Consider the following 18,079-nt stretch of genomic DNA (forward strand, 5'->3'; position numbering starts at 1 on the left):
CGGGCGACCGGCACGCCGTCCCCGCCCGCGTCCGCGCGCCGCAGCGCGGGGCGTTCGCCAATATCGCCGGCTGTTCGCGGGGTCGTGGGTGCGCGCCTGCCGGCCCGCAGCTCATCGGGCCTTGCCGCCCGGTGCCTGTCGCTTCGTCCTTTCGGCGCGCGCGACGGCCTCCAGCGACACCCGGAAGTTCGACTGCGCCCGCAAGGCGAGCCGGATGTAGCGCTCGGTCGGCCCCGGCCAAGACTGGAAATTGCTGGCGCAATGTTCGGCGAGTTCGGTGAACATGTCATTGAGGGTGAGCGTCTGCAGCACCAGGATCTCGTTCAACCGCGCCATCGGGTCGGCGGGCACGCTGCCTTGCCGATCGCCTTCGCCGGCTTCGGGGCCGTGGATTTCGCTCATGGGGCGCCTTTCGAGGGGGCGCCGGTGTAGCCGAAAAGCGTGCGAAAAGCAAGAACAAATAGTGAACATAGGTTTGGACGCGCCGCCGGAGTCCGCTGGCAGCGAAAAGTCTGGTACAAGTGCGCCCATCGGACATGACGGGCGATCATCAATGAGCGAGAACGAGATCCGCTTCGAAGACGGCGCCGCCTATGAGCGGATGATGGGCGTGTGGAGCCGCCTGGTCGGCGAGACCTTCCTGCAATGGTTGTCGCCGCCTCCCGGCCAGCGCTGGATCGACGTGGGGTGCGGCAATGGCGCGTTCACCGAATTGCTGGCCCAGCGCTGCGCGCCGGCCGAGATCTTGGGCGTCGACCCGTCCGAAGCGCAATTGAGCTTCGCGCGATCGCGATTGCCCGCCGGAATCGCGCGCTTCGAGCAAGGCGACGCCATGACCCTGCCCAGCGAGGCGAAGCGGTTCGACGCGGCGGTGATGGCGCTGGTGATCTTCTTCGTGCCCGATCCGGAACGCGGCGTCGCCGAGATGAAGCGCGTGGTGAAGCCGGGCGGTTCGGTGTCCGCCTATGCCTGGGATGTGCTGGCGCCCGGCGGCTTCCCGATGGACGCGATGCAGGAGGAACTGCGCGCGATGGGCTTCGCCCCGATGCTGCCGCCCCGCGCGGACATATCGGGCATGGACGCGCTGCGCGCGCTATGGGAGGGCGCCGGACTGACCGACGTGGCGTCGCGGGAGATCGTCGTCTCGCGCAGCTTCGAGGATTTCTCGGATTATTGGGCGTCGGTGGAGATCGCCATTGGCATGGGCCAGGGCACGCGCATGATGAGCGCGGCGGCGAAGGCCGAGCTGAAGGATCGGCTGACGGCGCGGGTGCCGGCCGATGCGGGTGGGCGGGTCATCCTTGCATCGCGGGCTAATGCGGTGACGGGGCGGGTTCCGATGTGATGGCGCGGGCGTGGGGATCAGGTAATGTGCTGATGCGTTCGATCGGCCGCGAAATCCTATTTTCTATTATGTCCCCGAAACTTCCCGTTTTTTTACCATATCAGAATGAAACTCTGGAATCCCCTTCGGTGAGGTGAACGCAATACATTGCCCGCCCTACTAAGTGCATTTCTCGCTTGTCGAGTTGATCCAGAACCACGCGGGCTTCTGAAAGAAGTCGATTAACGTCCGCTCGGCCAAAATCAGCCGTCGTGAGACCGACATTCGGAACATTAACCTCGTCGTATAGGGCCAGATGCTTCGTCTTCTCCACCGCACCAATCGTAGCATGTATAACGCGTTTCGTCGCTTCACTCGACGCAATGAAGTTTACCAGTACATCCAAAAACTCAGGGGATTCACTATAATTGTTGCCTCGAATCTTCTCAACTACCGGCCCAGCCGCTATGAAGTAGGCAGTCGCGAGTTGCTTTCGTATGTGATAGGTGAACCGGCGAGGCGCCTTCGGGATCGCGTCGATCGCTTCCCACTTCCAAAGCAGGAGCTTTCCCAACGCTTCAAGCGATAAGATGGCAAGTGCAAAGGCACTGGGATTGCGCCCGTGGTCTCGTAACAGAATTGCGTCCGACATCAGTCGATAGCTGTTCTCCAACGCCACCTGCTCGCGCTCTCGCGCCATGACTATCCCCGCCTAAATACCCCATGAAGACCGGTAGACGTATCCCCAATGCCGACCGAAAGAAACTCGCTGGCACCTACCGCGATGACCGCGGACTCCCTCGCCATGGTCCAACTCGCCTCACTGCGGCTAGGGCTCCGCACCTATTAGTCTTCGGCTTAGTAGACTGTGGAGTACCGGTTAATCAGTCCACTTATCGGCGCAGTGACGGCACAACGAGGTCATAACGGAGCTGATACCACAATGCCTGACGAGACAATCCCCGCACCTGCACTGCCTGAGGGGGAGACTGATCCCAATGTACTCTACGCCGCCGTGGGAAGGGCCATTCACCGTTGGGAAAATATGGAGCTCGCCTTGGCAAGGCTGTACGTAATCCTATCCGGACTGCCGGATCGGCCGGATTCCTACGTCCCCTATGGCACCGAATATCGCAAGTTTTCGATGCGCAAGGTGGCTGTCGAGCGAGCCGCGGAGAAGTTTTTCGTAAGTCGTCCTGACCAGATGCTCGAAGGTGAGTTGCGGCGGATCCTCCAAACCCTCGATGAGTTGGCGATCGTCCGCCACCGAATTGCTCATGGCCACATTACGATGTGGACGGAGATTAGTCTGCCTAGCCCGTTGCCAGAGCGCGGCACCGCTTTCGAAATGAGGGGGACGATCCTCTATCGCTGGGGAGCCCCGTTCTACTCGATCGGGAGCCTCCGTACCGATCCCGTAGGCATAGGAGGCGCCGCCGTCGAAAATCTCTCTGCGCAATTTGAAACAGTCCATAACGAGATATTTCGATTCACGGAGAGCCTCTTGGGGCCGTCGCCGGCACCTTGTCCATCGGAAGAGCGGCTGCATATTTGGGCGGGAGCACCGCCCGGGGCCCCTGATCACCGCGAGGCGGGAGTTCCGGAGGCACCATACTAATTCACCCGCTTCCGGCTTCGGCCCGCGCTGGGCGGGGGGATTGTTTCTCAAATGCGTGTCGCCGCGCACGAGAGCATCAGAGCATCAGAGCATCAGCGCATCAGCAGGAAAGAATCGGCCTTCCCCGCTTGAATCTCCGTTTCGGATGCGACCGCTATTGACGGCTGCCACGGAGTACAGCTTGGGTGGATGACTGCCGATTGGGGATTCGGCCGATCCGAGGGGGAATCAATGACGATGAAGATGCTTGTGGCGGTGGCGATGATCGCCGCCGGTGGACCGGTTGCGGCGCAGGGCGCCAACGCGCCTGTCGCTATCAAGGCCGCCGAACTTGGCAGCGTGCCGGTGATCGCTGGGGACATAAGCGATCGGCCCTATACCGTGGTGGGCGAGATTACCGCAGGCGTGCGCAAGGCTACGGTCTTCAGCAAGGCGGCCTCGCAGGACAAGATTTACCGCGAACTTTGGGAGCGCGCCCAGAAGCTGGGGGCAGATGCCGTCGTCCATGCAAGCTATGGCGAATCGCATATCAGCGCCATGAGCTGGGGCCAGACCACGGCCACGGGCATTGCGATCAAGTTCAACGCTCCCGCACCGGCGGTGGCGCAATGATCCGCTTCGCTATCGCGGCAGCCTGCCTCGTCTCGCCGATCGCCCTGGCCGCCCAGACGGCGATGACGGTCGTCGAGCCGGTCGAAAATGTTCTTCACACGGGAACGCCGATCCAGCTCGATACGCGCGACGCGCTGACGACCGAGCACAAGGCCCTGAAGGTCGGCCAGCGGATCGAAATGGATGTGCAGCAACCTGTGCTCCTGAACAACCAGGTCGCCATAGCTGCCGGCAGCCGCGCGGTCGGAGAGATCACCAGCGTCCGCAACAAGGGCATGTGGGGCAAGTCCGGCGGCATCACCGCGCGGGTGCTGTATGTCGAGGCAAATGGTCGCCAGATCCGCCTGAACGGCAGCTTCAACGATCGCGGCGATACGGGAACCGTCGGTGTCATCGCATCGGTCGCCTTCGTTCCCATTGCGGGATTTTTCGTGACCGGCACGAGCGCCAAGATTGCGCCCGGGACACATGTGACGGCGTTTCTCGCCGAAGAGGTCGCAGTGCAGTTCGCCGCCGCTGCGCCGCCCACTCCGGCGGCTTCGGCCACCGGAGCAGCCGTTCTTGCCGTATCCCCTGCTGTGAACTGAGCCACGACCTTCGAATCCAGGAGCGAGCGAGCCCGTCATCTACGCTCAATCCTGGATTCTGGGGGGGGGGAAGCCTTCGGCCGATGCGCAGCCGCGCCATTGCCTGGAACCAAGGGGTAGGGAGATCCCAGCTTTCGCTGGGATGACGGATGGCGAGACTGTAGCGGGTAGCCTTCGCTTTGCTCAGGCGGATCCCTCGACTTTAGTTTATCCTGAGCGCCTGCAAGGCAGTCGAAGGGCTCGGGACGAACGGATTGGGTATTAACGGGCGGTGGGCGCCACGCCGCCGCCTCCGGCGCCTCGTCAATCTAAAGCGGCGCGAGCCTAGCCTCAGAACCGCCTTGTCACCGACGCCCCAAATGTTCTTGGATTGCCAATAGTCTGACGAACGCCAGTCATTCCCGCAGTTCGCAGGCCGAAGACTGTATCGAAAGTCTGGTAGAAAGCGTTGCTGCTGTAACCTTTATCGGTGAGATTCTCGCCAAAGACTGCAAAAAGCCAATGCTGATCCCGGCTCCCAAGCGTCAAACGCGCATTCAGGAGAGCATAGCCTTTCTGCAGCGTTTGCGGATTGTCGTCCACGGCCGTTCCTATATTGGCGGTCGAGCGAAAAACGGCATCGGCGCGCAGCGTCCAGGGAATCGACCAGGTCTCGTCGGCAAATTCCAGCCCAACCGTGCCGGACCATTTCGGCGCATAATGGGCATATCCGTTCGTCAGGTCCCGCGTGCCCGGTATCCCAGGAAGGTTGGATGCGTTGGGGTAGGATGTAAAACCCGAATCCAGGTACGCCAGACTGACATACACGCCTAGATTCCTGTCCGCCTGGGCCTGTATTTCCAGTTCGGCCCCCTGATGACGCAAGCTACCGACGTTCCGAACAATGAAGCCGATCCCATCGAAGGATCGATCCTGATAACCGTCTATATCCACGCGATACAATGTCGCATTGACGATAAGCCGATTGCCCAACCATGCGGTCTTGGCGCCGACCTCGTAATTCGTGGTGGACTCAGGCCCATAGATGCGCCGCAGACCAAGCGCGGTCGCACTGGCGGCAGAATTGAATCCGCCCGACTTGTATCCCGTCGAGACCGTCGAGAATAACATCATGTCGTCGTTGGGACGCCAGGACAATCCCGCCTTCCATGTCACGCGATCGCGGGCAAAGCGCAATGCTGTGTTTTCGGCTCCGCGGAGGACGGCGCCGGCGGCGTTGGGAACGGCCTGCACAAAGCTCCCGGTCTTTCGTTCGTCGGTCCAGCGCACGCCTGTCGTGACTTCAAGGCCCGGGAGGATCTCGGTGTGGCCCTCCACATAGACCGCAACGCTCTCGGTGACCTGCCGGAAGCGGCTTTTGGTTAAAAGAGCCGGGCCAGCGGTGCACGAGGGCAGCAGCGCCGGCGACAATGTCGCGACGATGAGAGGACAATATTGTTCAAGGGCGGTGTTGGCCTCGCCTACGCCATAGGCTTCGCGATAATAATACACGCCCGACACCGCATCGAACCGGCCGTCAAGAAGATCGCCTTTGGGCGTCAGAAACTGCAGTTCGTGACTGTGACTGGCACTGTCGTAATAGGCATCCCGCGCGACGATCGGAACCGGCAGGAAGCTAGTGCCCGGATCGATCGAGCGATTTCGCCAGTCGCGATACGCGTTAAGCAGTTTCATAGTAAAGCCGGAGGCTGACGTCCATGAAAGCTCGCTCGTCGCCGACCACTGATCGTCATGGCCTTGAGCGTCGGGCGGGAAATAGACGTTGTTATTCGCACCATAGAGATTGGTAGTCGGGACATTCGTACCGAAAGCAGCCGTCAAGCGCGCGACGCCAGCCTGTGTCAGGCTGCGATAATCGAGCTTGAAGTTGGGATATTCAGATCCGTCGGATGCGGCATATTCGCCGCGCACCGTCCAGGTCAACGCATCGGTCAGTTTCACCTTGATGCTGGCGCGCCCGGCGACCTGATCCAGTTTTCTCAGATCGCCGCCGCCCATCATATTGTGCCAATAGCCGCCAAATGCCTGTCCCAGCACCGCAATTCGGGTCGATACGCGGTCCGAGAGCGGCACATTGGCGTTCGCCTCAAGGCGATAACGATTGCCGCTACCAGCTTCGGTCTTGACTGATCCCGACAAGATGTCGGCTGGCTGCGCGGTTCGCAGGACGAGCGCGCCCATACTGGCGTTGCGGCCGAACATGGTGCCCTGAGGGCCGCGCAGCACCTCGATCGCCTCCAGGTCCAGAAACGAGCCAAAGATCATGCCCGAGCGCGGCACATAAATGCCGTCCAGGAATGGCGCGACGCTCGGTTCGATTGCGGAATTTCCGAACGTACCGACGCCACGTATCGCCATGCGAAGCCCTGGCGATTGAGCCGCCTGGTTGATCATGAAATTCGGCACCAGCCGGGGCAGGTCCCTGATGTCGCGCACACTGGATTTTTCCAGTGTCGCGCCGCTGACGGCAACAATCGAAATCGGAACCTGCTGAAGATTTTCCTCGCGCTTTTGCGCGGTGACTTTGATGTTTCCCAATTCCTCAATTGACAGCGCGGCCAGGCCGTCCGGCCCAAATGCATTTTCCGCCGCTTGGCTGGCCGTTCCCAACAAGAGCATATGAGCCACGACAACGCGGATCGCAAATCCAGCAGCGTGGCTCTTGCTGTCGCAGAAAGCCGCCCCGCGAATGCCCATATATCTCCCCCCTCTTCACCGCGCATCTTTGTCGAGATAGCCTTTAAATCTCCCGCGATGCAGCTAGGTATTTCCTGCAAGGGTCAGGCCTCGTCGCGCCCGATCCTTAGCGACGGCATCGGCCGCCCATCGTCCAACTGCCGCTGAATCCCGGCCCGAAAATCCGAATTGCCTGGAGTTCCGCACGGAGTTCCGGGGAGCCTTCGCTTCGCTCTGGCGGGTCCTCGACTTTAGTTTATCCTGAGCGCCTGCAAGGCAGTCGAAGGGCTCGGGACGAACGGGTTCGGTGTTGATCGCGCTACGCCGCGGCCTCCAGCGCCTCGTTCGCCTCCAGCCACTCGGCCTCGACGCCTTCCAGCTCGCGCTCGACATCGGCGCGCAGTTTCATCAGGTCGCCGGTGGTGCGCCTGGCGTCCTGCGGGCTGGCGGACTTGGGATCGAACATCGCCTTGTCGATCTCCGAGCGGCGCGCGGTCAGGCTGGCGATCTTCGCCTCCATCTCCTTCACCGTCTTGCGCAGCGCGGCGAGCTGGTCACGCGCCGCGGCGGCGGCCTTCTTGTCCTTCTTCGAGCCGGGCCTGCCGGCGGCGTCGCCCTTCGGCTGGTTCTTGCCGAGGATCAGATCGGTATAGTCGTCGAGGCTGCCATTATATTCGGTGGCGGCGCCGCCATCGACCAGCACCAGCCGGTCGGCGGTCAGCTCGATCATGTGGCGATCGTGGCTGACCACCACCACCGCGCCGTCATAGGCGTTGAGCGCCTGGACCAGCGCCTCGCGCGCGTCGACGTCCAAGTGGTTGGTCGGCTCGTCGAGGATCAGCATGTGCGGCGCATCGCGGGTGATCAGCGCCAGCGCGAGGCGGGCGCGTTCGCCGCCCGACAGCTTGCCGACCTTCGTCACCGCCTTCTCGCCCTGGAAGCCGAAGCGGCCGAGCTGGGCGCGGACGGCGCCGGGGGTCATCCCCTTCATCAACCGGGTCATATGCTCGAGCGGGGTATCGTCGCCGTCGAGCTCCTCGACCTGATATTGGGTGAAATAGCCGACCCGCATCTTGCCCGAGACGGTGATGTTGCCGTCCATCGGCTTGAGCTGCGCGGCGAGCAGGCGGGCGAGCGTGGTCTTGCCGTTGCCGTTGCGGCCGAGCAGGGCGATGCGATCGTCGGGATCGAGCCGCAGGTTGAGCCGCTGGAGGATCGGCTTGCCCTCGGTGTAGCCGACGCTGGCCATGTCGAGCGTGACCAGCGGCGGGCGCAGCTCTTCCGGGCTGGGGAAATCGAAGGACAGGCTGGGATCGTCGGCCAGCGAGGCGATCGGCTGCATCTTCGCCAGCATCTTGGCGCGCGACTGCGCCTGTTTCGCGGTGGAGGCGCGGGCCGAGTTGCGGGCGATATAATCCTGCAGCTTGGCGCGCTGGGCATCCTGCGATGCCTTGGCGGCGGCGAGCTGGGCGGCGCGCTCGGCCCGCTGGCGCTCGAAGCTGTCATAGCCGCCGGTGTAGAGCGTGGTCTTGCCGCCCTCGAGGTGGAGAATATGATCGACGACATTGTTGAGCAGATCGCGCTCATGGCTGATCACGACCATCATCGCCGGATAGGATTTCAGGAAATTCTCGAGCCACAGGGTCGCTTCGAGATCGAGATGGTTCGAAGGCTCGTCGAGCAGCAGCAGATCGGGCTCGGAGAAGAGCAGCGAGGCGAGCGCGACGCGCATCTTCCAGCCGCCCGAATAGCTGTCGAGCGGGCGCTGCTGCATCTCCTCGTCGAAGCCGAGGCCGACGAGAATGGTGGAGGCGCGGGCCGGGGCGGTATAGGCGTCGATCGCCATCAGCCGCTCATAGACCTCGCCGAGGCGATCGGGATCCTCGCAGGTCTCGCTTTCGTGGAGCAGCGCGGCGCGCTCGGTGTCCGCCGCCAGCACGGTGTCGATCGGGGTCGAGGTGCCGCTCGGCGCTTCCTGCGCGATATAGCCGATCCGCAGGCCGCGCGGCTTGTCGAGATCGCCGTCGTCGGCTTCGAGGCTGCCGATCATCACCTTCATCAGCGTCGACTTGCCGGCGCCGTTGCGGCCGATCAGCCCGACGCGGGCGCGCGGCGGCAAGGCGGCCGAGGCGCGGTCCAGGATCGTGCGCCCGCCGAGACGGACGGTGAGATTCGAGAAATTGAGCATGGCGCGCCGATAGAGGATTTTTCGACGGCGGGCCATCCACCAAAACCAACCGTCCGGGACGACGTTGGGGAGGGGCGGGATGAGGTGGCAGGAGATCGTGGCGCGGCGCATTTATAGCAACGACCGCTTGATGCGGTGGCGCGGCTGAACCAATAGTCGAGGACGACTTTACCAGAATGAGAGGGTCCTGATGTCCGACCTGTATCCCGTGCCCAGCGAATGGGCCGCCAAGGCCAGAGTGACCGATGCGGACTATAAGGCGCTCTATGCGCGATCGGTCGGTGACGCGGACGCCTTCTGGCTCGAACAGGCGCGGCGGCTCGACTGGATCAAGGCGCCGACCCGGGCGAGCGAGAGCTCGTTCAACGAGGCGGACTTCGGTATCCGCTGGTTTGCGGACGGCGAGCTGAACGTCGCCGCCAACTGCCTCGACCGACACCTCGCCGAGCGCGGCGAGCAGACCGCGATCATCTGGGAGCCCGATGTCCCGAGCGAGGCGCCGCGGCGCTTCACCTACGCCCAGGTGCATGAGGAGGTGTGCCGCTTCGCCAATGTGCTGAAGGCGCAGGGCGTGCGGAAGGGCGATCGCGTCACCGTCTACCTGCCGATGATCCCCGAGGCGGCGTTCGCGCTGCTGGCCTGCGCGCGGATCGGGGCGATCCACTCGGTGGTGTTCGGCGGCTTCTCGCCCGACGCGCTGGCCGGGCGCATCCAGGATTGCGACAGCTCGGTGGTGATCACCGCCGATTGCGGGCGGCGCGCGGGCAAGCTGGTACCGCTCAAGGCCAATGTCGACGCCGCCGCGAAGCTGAGCCCGAGCCTGAAGACGGTGCTGGTGATCAAGGCGACCGGCAGCGACGTGACGATGCAGGCGGGCCGCGACCTCTGGTATCACGAGGCGGCAGCGGGCGTCTCCGCCGACTGCCCGCCCGAGCCGATGAACGCCGAGGATCCGCTGTTCATCCTCTACACCTCGGGATCGACCGGCAAGCCGAAGGGCGTGCTCCATACGACCGGCGGCTATCTGCTGTGGGCGAGCCTGACGCACGAGCTCTGCTTCGATTACCGGCCGGGCCAGGTCTATTGGTGCGCCGCCGATATCGGCTGGGTCACCGGGCACAGCTATATCGTCTACGGCCCGCTCGCCAATGGCGGGACGACCCTGATGTACGAGGGGGTACCGAACTGGCCCGACGCCAGCCGGATCTGGCAGGTGATCGACCGCCACCAGGTCGAGATCGTCTTCACCGCGCCGACCGCGCTGCGCGCGCTGATGAAGGATGGCGACGACTATGTGAAGGCGACCTCGCGGAAGAGCCTCAAATTGCTCGGCACGGTCGGCGAGCCGATCAACCCCGAGGCGTGGCGCTGGTATCATGAGGTGGTCGGCGAGGGCCGCTGCCCGATCGTCGACACCTGGTGGCAGACCGAGACCGGCGCGGCGATGATCGCCCCCCTGCCCGGCGCGACCGACCTGAAGCCGGGTTCGGCGACGCGGCCGCTGTTCGGCGTCGTGCCCGAGCTGGTCGATGCCGAGGGCCAGGTGCTGGAAGGCGCGACCGAGGGCAATCTGTGCATCACGCGGAGCTGGCCCGGGCAGATGCGCACCGTGTGGGGCGACCATGACCGCTTCTTCCAGACCTATTTCTCGACCTATCCCGGCAAATATTTCACCGGCGACGGCTGCCGCCGCGACGCGGACGGCTATTACTGGATCACCGGGCGGGTCGACGACGTGATCAACGTCTCGGGCCACCGCATGGGCACCGCCGAGGTGGAGAGCGCGCTGGTGCTCCACCCCAAGGTCGCCGAGGCCGCGGTGGTGGGCTTCCCGCACGACATCAAGGGCCAGGGCATCTACGCCTATGTGACGCTGAACGCCGGCGAGGAACCGAGCGAACCGCTGCGCAAGGCGCTGCGCGACTGGGTCCGCACCGAGATCGGCCCGATCGCGACGCCCGACGCGATCCAGTTCGCGCCCGGCCTGCCCAAGACGCGGAGCGGCAAGATCATGCGCCGCATCCTGCGCAAGATCGCCGAGGGCGACGTCTCCTCGCTCGGCGACACCTCGACGCTGGCCGATCCGGCGGTGGTCGACGACCTGGTCGCGAACCGGGTGAAAAGCTGATGGCCGAGGCCGTCCTGCACTATGACCGGGTCGCCCGCTTGCTGCACTGGACGGTCGGCGCGCTGATCATCGTCAACCTGATCCTCGGCATCGTCCATGACTGGGTGCCGAAGGGCTGGCCGGTGATGGACCTCCACAAGTCGATCGGCCTGCTGGTGCTGGCGCTGAGCCTGTTCCGGCTGTCGTGGCGGATCACCCACCCCGCCCCGCCGCTGCCCGCGCATATGGGCAGGCTCGAGGCGTTCGCGGCGCATGGCCTGCACTGGATCTTCTACGCGCTGATGATCATCCTGCCGACGACCGGCTGGATCTTCAGCTCGGCGGGGCCGTGGCCGCTCCACTTCTTCTGGCTGTTCGACGTGCCGAAGTTCGCGGTGGAAAAGGGCGCGCCGCTGGCGATCGGCACGCACAATGCGCATGTCGTCTTCGGCTATGCCTGGGTGGTGCTGCTGATCGGCCATGTCGGCGCCGCGCTGCGCCACCAGTTCGTGCTGAAGGACGATATCCTGAAGCGGATGTGGCGCGAGGCCCCGGAGGGGTAGGCGGGGCAGAGCGCGGCGTGGGCGGGCGACGGCTGTAGCCCGGCTTTCGAGTGGGAGTTTGCAAGTGACCGACGACGGCAACTATGTTCCGCCCCGCATTTGGGTGGAAGACCCGGGCAGCGGCACCACGTCCGCCAACGCCAGCCGGCTCAATCGGCCCGTTGCAGGCGCGACGAGCGAGCGGGCGCTGCCGGTCGGGCGCCACCCGCTGCAGCTCTATTCGCTCGGCTCCCCGAACGGCCAGAAGGTCACCATCCTGCTCGAAGAGCTGCTCGCGCTCGGGATGACCGGCGCCGAATATGACGCCTGGTTCATCGACATCCGCGAAGGCGACCAGTTCACCAGCGGCTTTGTCGGGATCAACCCCAATTCGAAGATCCCGGCGATGGTCGACCGCAGCGGCGGCGCCCCGGTCCGCATCTTCGAATCCGGTGCGATCCTCGTCCATCTCGCCGAGAAATTCGGCGCCTTCCTGCCCCCGGCCGGCGAAGCACGCGCCGAATGCCTGTCCTGGCTGTTCTGGCAGGTCGGCAGCACGCCCTTCCTCGGCGGCGGCTTCGGCCATTTCTACGCCTATGCGCCCATCAAGATCCGCTATGCGATCGACCGCTACGCGATGGAGGTGAAACGCCAGCTGGACGTGCTCGACCGCCGGCTGGCGGAAAGCGAATATCTCGCCGGCCCGGAGTACACGATCGCCGACATGGCGGTGTGGCCCTGGTATGGCGGCCTCGCCAGGGGCGAGATCTACGAGGCGGCGGAGTTCCTCGGCGTGCAGGACTATGCGAACGTCCAGCGCTGGACCGCAGCGATCGGCGCGCGACCCGCCGTCCAGCGCGGCCGCATCGTCAACCGCGCCAGAGGCGGCGAGCCATCTGAGATGCTACGCGAGCGGCATGATGCTGGCGACTTCGCGGGGCTGACGGGGGCGGCGGGCTGATGGGCAATGCCGATCGGACTATCGACGCGGACGGTTACCAACGCGGCAGTTTTGCCGTTGGCTGACGTTTCGATCCTCCCGTAAGCGAACGCCCCCGAAGACCGCCGGGTTCATATTTCTACCCAGTCCCATCAGGCGCCAAGCCTTCGCCCGATGCATAACGCTGAATCGTCGCGCCAATCGTGCGGACGATGAAGTCGGGCGACATCACGACCACCGGCCGCACCATCAACACGTAGCGCGTCAGCGCAAGGCCGAGCAGCTGGCTCGCGACCAGCCCGGCGCGCATCGATGCGGTTTCGGGCGGCCCTGCACGGGCAACCGCAGGAAAGACCTGCGTCAGGAAAATCTTTCGTAACTGCTCGGCTGCATCGTCATTCGACGCTGCCGAGCGCAGCAGCACGGGCATGCCGCCGCCAACACCGTCCCCTTCCCAGAGGTCGAGGAAATGGCGCACCAGAGTTTCCCCGATCGCCGCCGAGTCGGTGGCAGCGAGGTCCGGCAGACGCAGATTGGGGGCCGCGATCTGCGTGAACAGCGCGTCCTTGCTGCCGAAATAGCGGATGATCATCGACGGATCGATGCCCGCCCGGGCGCCGATGTCGCGCACCGTGGTGCGGTCGAAGCCATTGATAGCAAACAATTCCCGGGCGGCCTTCTCAATGGCTTCACGGGTGCGGAGTGCTTTTGGCGTGCTGCCTTTGGGTTTGGTCATACTGATTTTTGCCAACGAATGTTGACAAATGCAACCTTTGGTTTTAGTCAACACGTGTTGGCAAATAAGGAAGTGCTGTCATGTTGCCGCTCCAAACAGACGTTCTCATCATTGGTGCTGGACCCACGGGGCTCGCGCTGGCCACTGCCCTGCGGCAGGCGGGGGTGGATCATCTGCTGATCGATGCGCTCGAAACGGCGCAAAACACCTCGCGCGCCGGCGTGGTGCATCCTCACACGCTGGAGATGCTTGAGACGATTGGCGTCACGGGTCTGCTATCGGCCGAGGGGACCACGGTTACCGACTTCACCGTGCGCGACCGCGACCAGCCGCTACTTGGTATTAGCTATGCGGCGCTGCCTTCAGCATTCCGGCACATGCTGCTCGTGCCGCAATCGACTACCGAAGTGGTGCTGCAAACACGGCTCGAAAGCCTCGGCGGCAACGTGCATCGCGGGATCGCGGCGTTGGGCGTGACCCCGGACGCGAACGGGGCTGATGTGCTAGTCAAGACGCTCGAAGGGGAACGCACTGTCCGCACCCGCTTCGTCGTCGGCGCGGACGGTATGCACAGTGTGATCCGTGAAGCTGCTGGAATCGGCTTCCAGGGCGAGGCCTATGGCGAATCCTTCGTGCTCGCCGATGTCTATATGGACTGGCCGATGGGCAACGGGGAAGTGTCGCTATTCTTCTCGCCGGCGGGGCTGGTGGTGGTCGCGCCGCTCCCCGACGGCTCCTACCGCGTCGTTGCCACAGTCGACGATGCGCCGGAGTTGCCGGGGATCGACCTGATCCAGCAGTTGCTCGACACGCGTGGCCCGGCGGCGAAGCCGGCGCATGTCGCTGATATGGTCTGGTCGTCGCRCTTTCGCGTCCATCATCGGCTCGCGGATACCTACCGGAGGGGCCCGATCCTGTTGATGGGCGATGCCGCACACGTCCACAGCCCCGCCGGCGGTCAGGGAATGAACGCCGGTCTGGTCGACGCAATCGTGCTTGGCGAAGCGCTGACCCGCGTGGTGCGGGACGGTGCGCCGGACAGCGTGCTCGACGATTATGCCGCGACGCGGCGCCCGGCGGCGCAACTGGTGCTAGGGCTCGCCTCACGTCTGACGCGGATGGCCACGGTGCGATCGGCGCTGGGCCGGCGCGTGCGCAATGTCGTGCTGCGGATTCTCAACCGAGTACCCCCGTTCAAGCGCAAGCTCAGCCTTGCGCTGTCGGGAATCTCGCGCCGCAAATATAGCGTGCTGTCTGACCGTAAGCCCTTGAAAATGCCCGTTTGCACCGGCACCGCGGTCGATACCCCTCAGCCTTCCGCGGCGCTGTGATGTCGGTCCGGACAATTCAGTGGTGGCTGGCGGCGGTGTTCGTCGTGCTCGGCGGCTGGTGCCTGGCATCGCCGAGCTCGGTCCTCGCGCTGACGATCACACCTGCTTATCGCTCCGACGCGCCGATCGTGCCGATTCTGATTTGTGCATTCGGCGCACAGGCCCTCATAGCCGGGATATTTGCAGCGTTCTCCCGGTTTGAGCGCCAGACCTTCCTCGCATATGGGATCGGCCTGCTGCCGTTCTTCGTGTTCGATTACTGGTTTTACAGCGTCGTGCCGATGCTAACCTGGGTGGGTCTGCTCGATGCGGTCGGCAWCATTGTGATGATTACGGCGTGTGTGGCGGGATGGCGCGCCGCCGGAAAGGGGCATTCGGCAATCTTGAAAATTAGGGGAACTAGCTAGCCAAAAATAAGTTACTAGCCAAACTATTGCGGCTAGTTAGGTTTCATGACCCACAAGCCCGAGACCGTCAGCCTCTATCAGTTCTTCCAGCGCTTCCCTGGCGAGGAAGCTGCCCGGCAGTACTTCGAGCATAACCGCTGGGCTGGCGAGGTTTCTTGCCCCCATTGCGGCAGCCTCTCGGTTGCCGAGGTCAAAAACCACAAGCCGATGCCCTATCGCTGCCGGGTTTGCCGCCAGCATTTAAGCGTCCGCACCGGCACCGTTCTCGCGGAAAGCCGCCTGCCGCTGCACAAGTGGCTCATGGCGATCTACATGATGACCACGGCGCGCAAAGGCATCCCTTCGACCCAGATGGCCCGCGAACTCGGCATCACTCAGAAATCGGCTTGGTTTCTCGCCCAGCGCATCCGTGAAACGTGGCTGGGCCAATCTGACGACGGCATGGGCAGCAATGTCCAAGCGGACGAAACCTACATTGGCGGCAAAGAGAAGAACAAGCACGCCGACAAGAAGCTTCACGCCGGTCGCGGCGCGGTCGGCAAGATCGCCGTCATCGGTATCATGGACGAAGATGGCGACGTTCGCGCCATCCCGATCGCCAACATCACTTCAAAGACCGTGCAAGGCTTCGTCGTCGCCGATGTCCCCACTGGTGCGGCAGTCGTTACCGATGAATTCGCCGGCTATCGTGGCTTGAACGCCAAGGGCTACGTCCACCACACCGTGAACCACAGCGCTGGCGAATATGTCCGCCACTTCTGCATCCATACGAACGGCATTGAGAGCTTCTGGGCGCTGCTCAAGCGCGGCTACTATGGTATTTACCACTACATGTCGCCCAAGCACCTGCACCGCTACGTCAACGAATTCTCGTTCGGCCAGAACACTAGGGAGGCTGGGACTATGGGCTTTATCGAAATGACGACTGGCCGGATGATCGGCAAGCACCTTACCTACAAGGGTTTGATCCATGCCTGACGATAAGAAGATGATCGAACCAATCGATGCCGACTTCGACGCGGTAGCGAAAGCCATGGTAACTCCGGCGGTGTCATTATCTAGTAAAACCAATACTTTACCGTCAGTTTCAGGCCAAAGTCCGGCACGGCCTCGCCAGCTACCTCTCGACCTCGGAATTGAGGTCGAACGAGTAGTGGGCGGCATTGAAATGGGTGTGCTCGAGAATGGCATCCCCTACCTCACTCAGACCGGTCTGGCCGAAATGGCTGGGGCTGCGCGATCGACAATCTTCGAGATCACTCAGGAATGGCAACAAGCCCAATCCACCAATGTCTGGCCGCGTGGGCGGATGCAGTTTTTCCGGCAGGCTCTCACGAAGGCAGGTTTCGACGAGCCCAGTCTTTTCATCGAGATCAGTAAGGATGGCTCGCCCCACTACGCCTACCCAGACGTGGTTTGCATGGTGACGGTGGAATATTTCGMGTTCGAGGCTCAGCGGAAAAACGAGACGGCTGTCACCAACTTCCGAAACCTTGCTCGCTACGGCCTTCAAGAGTTCATTTACAACGCGCTGGGGTATGTTCCCGAAGACCCTTGGAAGCTGTTCAACGCCCGCGTCTCACTGCTCAAGGACAGCGTGCCGCTGGGATATTTCAGCGTATTCAAAGAGAGCAGCGGCCTCGTGGTGGATCTGATCAGTGCCGGGTTACCGGTAAACCAGCACACCATACCGGACGGTAGTGTCGGTGGGACATGGGGACGCTATTGGACTGCAAACAATCTCGCAACGCGATATGGCGAGCGGATCGAATATCCCCATTACTACCCGCCTGAGTACCCGCAGAGCGCCAGCAACCCTCAAAGAGCGTGGGCTTACCCCGATCAGGCTTTGGCAGAATTTCGGCACTGGCTGCGCGTCGTCTACCTGCCCACGAAATACCCCGTGTACATCCTCAAAAAGGCAAGCCTTCTGCCCGGAGGTATGAGCGATGCGCAGCAGCTTGCGGCGATGTACGAACCGATAGCAATCGAGAGTCGGCGCTAACGCCCCAGCCGGATGCGCATCGCCTCCTGCGATACCTTGAATTGCTGAGCAAGGGCGGTCGTCGTCTGGCCCGCAACATCCGTTAACCTATGGCGAGGCATTAGGACATTGGCAGCGAAGCTATTCGCCTGCCGCTCATGAAGTGGCCGGATGTTCGGGTTAGGCCGCGTCGTTCCTTCGGCGCGATATGCCCGATTATCACCTACTCCGTCACCCAATAGGTCGCGATGGTAGATATAGTGGCCAAGCTCATGCGCCGCCGTAAAACGTTGCCGGGTCTCTGGATGGAACGCGTTCACGACAATTCGATATCCCCCATCCGTTTGGCGCTCGATGAAGCCAGACACATTGTCGTCCAGAACTTCACGATCAAACTTCAAGCCGACATCGCGGATAATGGTTTCAATCGGCACTGGAGAGCTGTTCCAGTGCTGTTCGATCACCTTCATGGGATCTGGCATTTAAGCCTCCTTTCCGATTTCATCTGCGGCGGTGGCATCGTCGCCTCCACCCATTGTCGTGTCTTGTATGAATTCAACGTGCCTCTGGATGATCCCAGGGGCGTTTTTCGCCATCCAGTCTTTGATATAGTCCTCTGCGCATTGTTTCGCCATATCCCGCGCTTCCCGCTCGGCTGTTGCAGTCACAACCTTGCCCCATGCGAAAGCCGCTATAATCGCGACGCCAGCAAGGATGAGCGACCCCCAAGCGAATGCATTCGACAGGGATGCAAAGGACGCTGCCATCGCATCCCAGTTCGGATTGGCCTGCTCCGGTGGAACCGAAATCATCGGCTGACAGGATCGGGTGGCGGCCTCGACCATCTGCGCGCAAACGTTCGCCGGGATCGACGATGCTTGCGCTACCGATGTTATGACCGCCCCCGTCGCCATGCGTGCCTCATGGCACAGTCCGACGCGGATGGGAACAGAGGATGAACCTACGTAGCTTCCCGGCTAGCTAAGTATATAGGTCCCGAAATTAGTGCCGTTGCGCGACCTGTTTC

General features: G+C 62.8%; 18 protein-coding genes. 11 read left to right on the top strand and 7 right to left on the bottom strand.

Features of this window, described 5'->3' with window-relative positions; genetic code table 11:
* Positions 1 to 111: 111 nt before the first annotated feature.
* Positions 112 to 402, bottom strand: a complete 291-nt coding sequence (locus AC1DPF_RS16780; protein ID WP_477872569.1) for a hypothetical protein — start codon at positions 400 to 402, stop codon at positions 112 to 114.
* A gap of 151 nt (positions 403 to 553) precedes the next feature.
* Here AC1DPF_RS16780 and AC1DPF_RS16785 point away from each other — a divergent pair, with 151 nt between their 5' ends.
* Positions 554 to 1,345 (top strand): class I SAM-dependent methyltransferase, encoded by a 792-nt coding sequence (locus tag AC1DPF_RS16785; RefSeq protein ID WP_477872567.1) that lies wholly within the window; start codon positions 554 to 556, stop codon positions 1,343 to 1,345.
* Positions 1,346 to 1,445: 100 nt separating this feature from the next.
* Here AC1DPF_RS16785 and AC1DPF_RS16790 read toward each other — a convergent pair whose 3' ends face one another.
* Positions 1,446 to 2,024 (bottom strand): AbiV family abortive infection protein, encoded by a 579-nt coding sequence (locus tag AC1DPF_RS16790; RefSeq protein ID WP_477872565.1) that lies wholly within the window; start codon positions 2,022 to 2,024, stop codon positions 1,446 to 1,448.
* A gap of 243 nt (positions 2,025 to 2,267) precedes the next feature.
* On the opposite strand from AC1DPF_RS16790, the gene AC1DPF_RS16795 reads away from it, so the two are divergent.
* From AC1DPF_RS16795 to AC1DPF_RS16805, 3 genes are all read left to right on the top strand, one after another.
* Positions 2,268 to 2,942, top strand: coding sequence for a hypothetical protein (locus AC1DPF_RS16795; RefSeq protein ID WP_477962463.1), 675 nt, complete (start codon positions 2,268 to 2,270; stop codon positions 2,940 to 2,942).
* Positions 2,943 to 3,173: 231 nt separating this feature from the next.
* Positions 3,174 to 3,554: a hypothetical protein gene (locus tag AC1DPF_RS16800; RefSeq protein WP_477962465.1), complete on the top strand. Its 381-nt coding sequence runs from the start codon at positions 3,174 to 3,176 to the stop codon at positions 3,552 to 3,554.
* The gene (locus tag AC1DPF_RS16805; protein WP_477962467.1) at positions 3,551 to 4,141 is read left to right on the top strand and encodes a hypothetical protein; all 591 of its coding nucleotides are present in this window, start codon (positions 3,551 to 3,553) and stop codon (positions 4,139 to 4,141) included. The genes AC1DPF_RS16800 and AC1DPF_RS16805 overlap by 4 nt, the downstream gene beginning before the upstream one ends.
* Before the next feature lie 330 nt (positions 4,142 to 4,471).
* Here AC1DPF_RS16805 and AC1DPF_RS16810 read toward each other — a convergent pair whose 3' ends face one another.
* Positions 4,472 to 6,838, bottom strand: coding sequence for a TonB-dependent receptor (locus AC1DPF_RS16810; protein WP_477872557.1), 2,367 nt, complete (start codon positions 6,836 to 6,838; stop codon positions 4,472 to 4,474).
* 298 nt (positions 6,839 to 7,136) lie between these two features.
* Positions 7,137 to 9,005 (bottom strand): ABC-F family ATP-binding cassette domain-containing protein, encoded by a 1,869-nt coding sequence (locus tag AC1DPF_RS16815; RefSeq protein ID WP_477962496.1) that lies wholly within the window; start codon positions 9,003 to 9,005, stop codon positions 7,137 to 7,139.
* Between the two features lie 190 nt (positions 9,006 to 9,195).
* On the opposite strand from AC1DPF_RS16815, the gene acs reads away from it, so the two are divergent.
* The 3 genes from acs to yghU all read left to right on the top strand — a co-directional run bounded on the left by acs (position 9,196) and on the right by yghU (position 12,615).
* On the top strand, positions 9,196 to 11,133 hold the full coding sequence (gene acs / locus AC1DPF_RS16820) for an acetate--CoA ligase (protein ID WP_477962469.1): 1,938 nt from the start codon (positions 9,196 to 9,198) through the stop codon (positions 11,131 to 11,133).
* Entirely contained in the window at positions 11,133 to 11,675 is a 543-nt protein-coding gene (locus tag AC1DPF_RS16825) for a cytochrome b (RefSeq protein ID WP_477872551.1), read from the top strand. The genes acs and AC1DPF_RS16825 overlap by 1 nt, the downstream gene beginning before the upstream one ends.
* Before the next feature lie 64 nt (positions 11,676 to 11,739).
* Positions 11,740 to 12,615 carry a glutathione-dependent disulfide-bond oxidoreductase gene (gene yghU / locus AC1DPF_RS16830; RefSeq protein ID WP_477962471.1) on the top strand — a complete coding sequence of 292 codons (876 nt, stop codon included), beginning with the start codon at positions 11,740 to 11,742 and terminating at the stop codon, positions 12,613 to 12,615.
* Between the two features lie 118 nt (positions 12,616 to 12,733).
* Here the strand turns inward: yghU and AC1DPF_RS16835 are convergent, their stop codons facing one another.
* Positions 12,734 to 13,330, bottom strand: a complete 597-nt coding sequence (locus AC1DPF_RS16835) for a TetR/AcrR family transcriptional regulator (protein ID WP_477962473.1) — start codon at positions 13,328 to 13,330, stop codon at positions 12,734 to 12,736.
* A gap of 80 nt (positions 13,331 to 13,410) precedes the next feature.
* On the opposite strand from AC1DPF_RS16835, the gene AC1DPF_RS16840 reads away from it, so the two are divergent.
* Genes AC1DPF_RS16840 through AC1DPF_RS16855 form a run of 4 tightly spaced genes read left to right on the top strand, consistent with a single transcriptional unit; the run spans position 13,411 to position 17,073 of the window.
* Complete coding sequence (locus AC1DPF_RS16840; RefSeq protein WP_477962475.1) at positions 13,411 to 14,661, top strand: FAD-dependent oxidoreductase; 1,251 nt, start codon at positions 13,411 to 13,413, stop codon at positions 14,659 to 14,661.
* The gene (locus AC1DPF_RS16845; protein WP_477962477.1) at positions 14,661 to 15,068 is read left to right on the top strand and encodes a hypothetical protein; all 408 of its coding nucleotides are present in this window, start codon (positions 14,661 to 14,663) and stop codon (positions 15,066 to 15,068) included. Before AC1DPF_RS16840 ends, AC1DPF_RS16845 begins: the two co-directional genes overlap by 1 nt.
* A gap of 45 nt (positions 15,069 to 15,113) precedes the next feature.
* A complete protein-coding gene (locus tag AC1DPF_RS16850) occupies positions 15,114 to 16,046 on the top strand; it encodes an IS1595 family transposase (protein ID WP_477872541.1) in 933 nt (310 codons plus the stop codon).
* Positions 16,039 to 17,073, top strand: a complete 1,035-nt coding sequence (locus AC1DPF_RS16855) for a BstA C-terminal domain-containing protein (RefSeq protein WP_477962479.1) — start codon at positions 16,039 to 16,041, stop codon at positions 17,071 to 17,073. The genes AC1DPF_RS16850 and AC1DPF_RS16855 overlap by 8 nt, the downstream gene beginning before the upstream one ends.
* Here AC1DPF_RS16855 and AC1DPF_RS16860 read toward each other — a convergent pair.
* Both AC1DPF_RS16860 and AC1DPF_RS16865 read right to left on the bottom strand, forming a co-directional pair.
* Complete coding sequence (locus AC1DPF_RS16860) at positions 17,070 to 17,534, bottom strand: ImmA/IrrE family metallo-endopeptidase (protein WP_477872537.1); 465 nt, start codon at positions 17,532 to 17,534, stop codon at positions 17,070 to 17,072. The two genes, AC1DPF_RS16855 and AC1DPF_RS16860, sit on opposite strands and share 4 nt — an antisense overlap.
* Positions 17,535 to 17,966, bottom strand: coding sequence for a hypothetical protein (locus AC1DPF_RS16865; protein WP_477872535.1), 432 nt, complete (start codon positions 17,964 to 17,966; stop codon positions 17,535 to 17,537).
* Positions 17,967 to 18,079: the final 113 nt, after the last annotated feature.

This window comes from Rhizorhabdus sp. P4_G6, assembly GCF_056401045.1.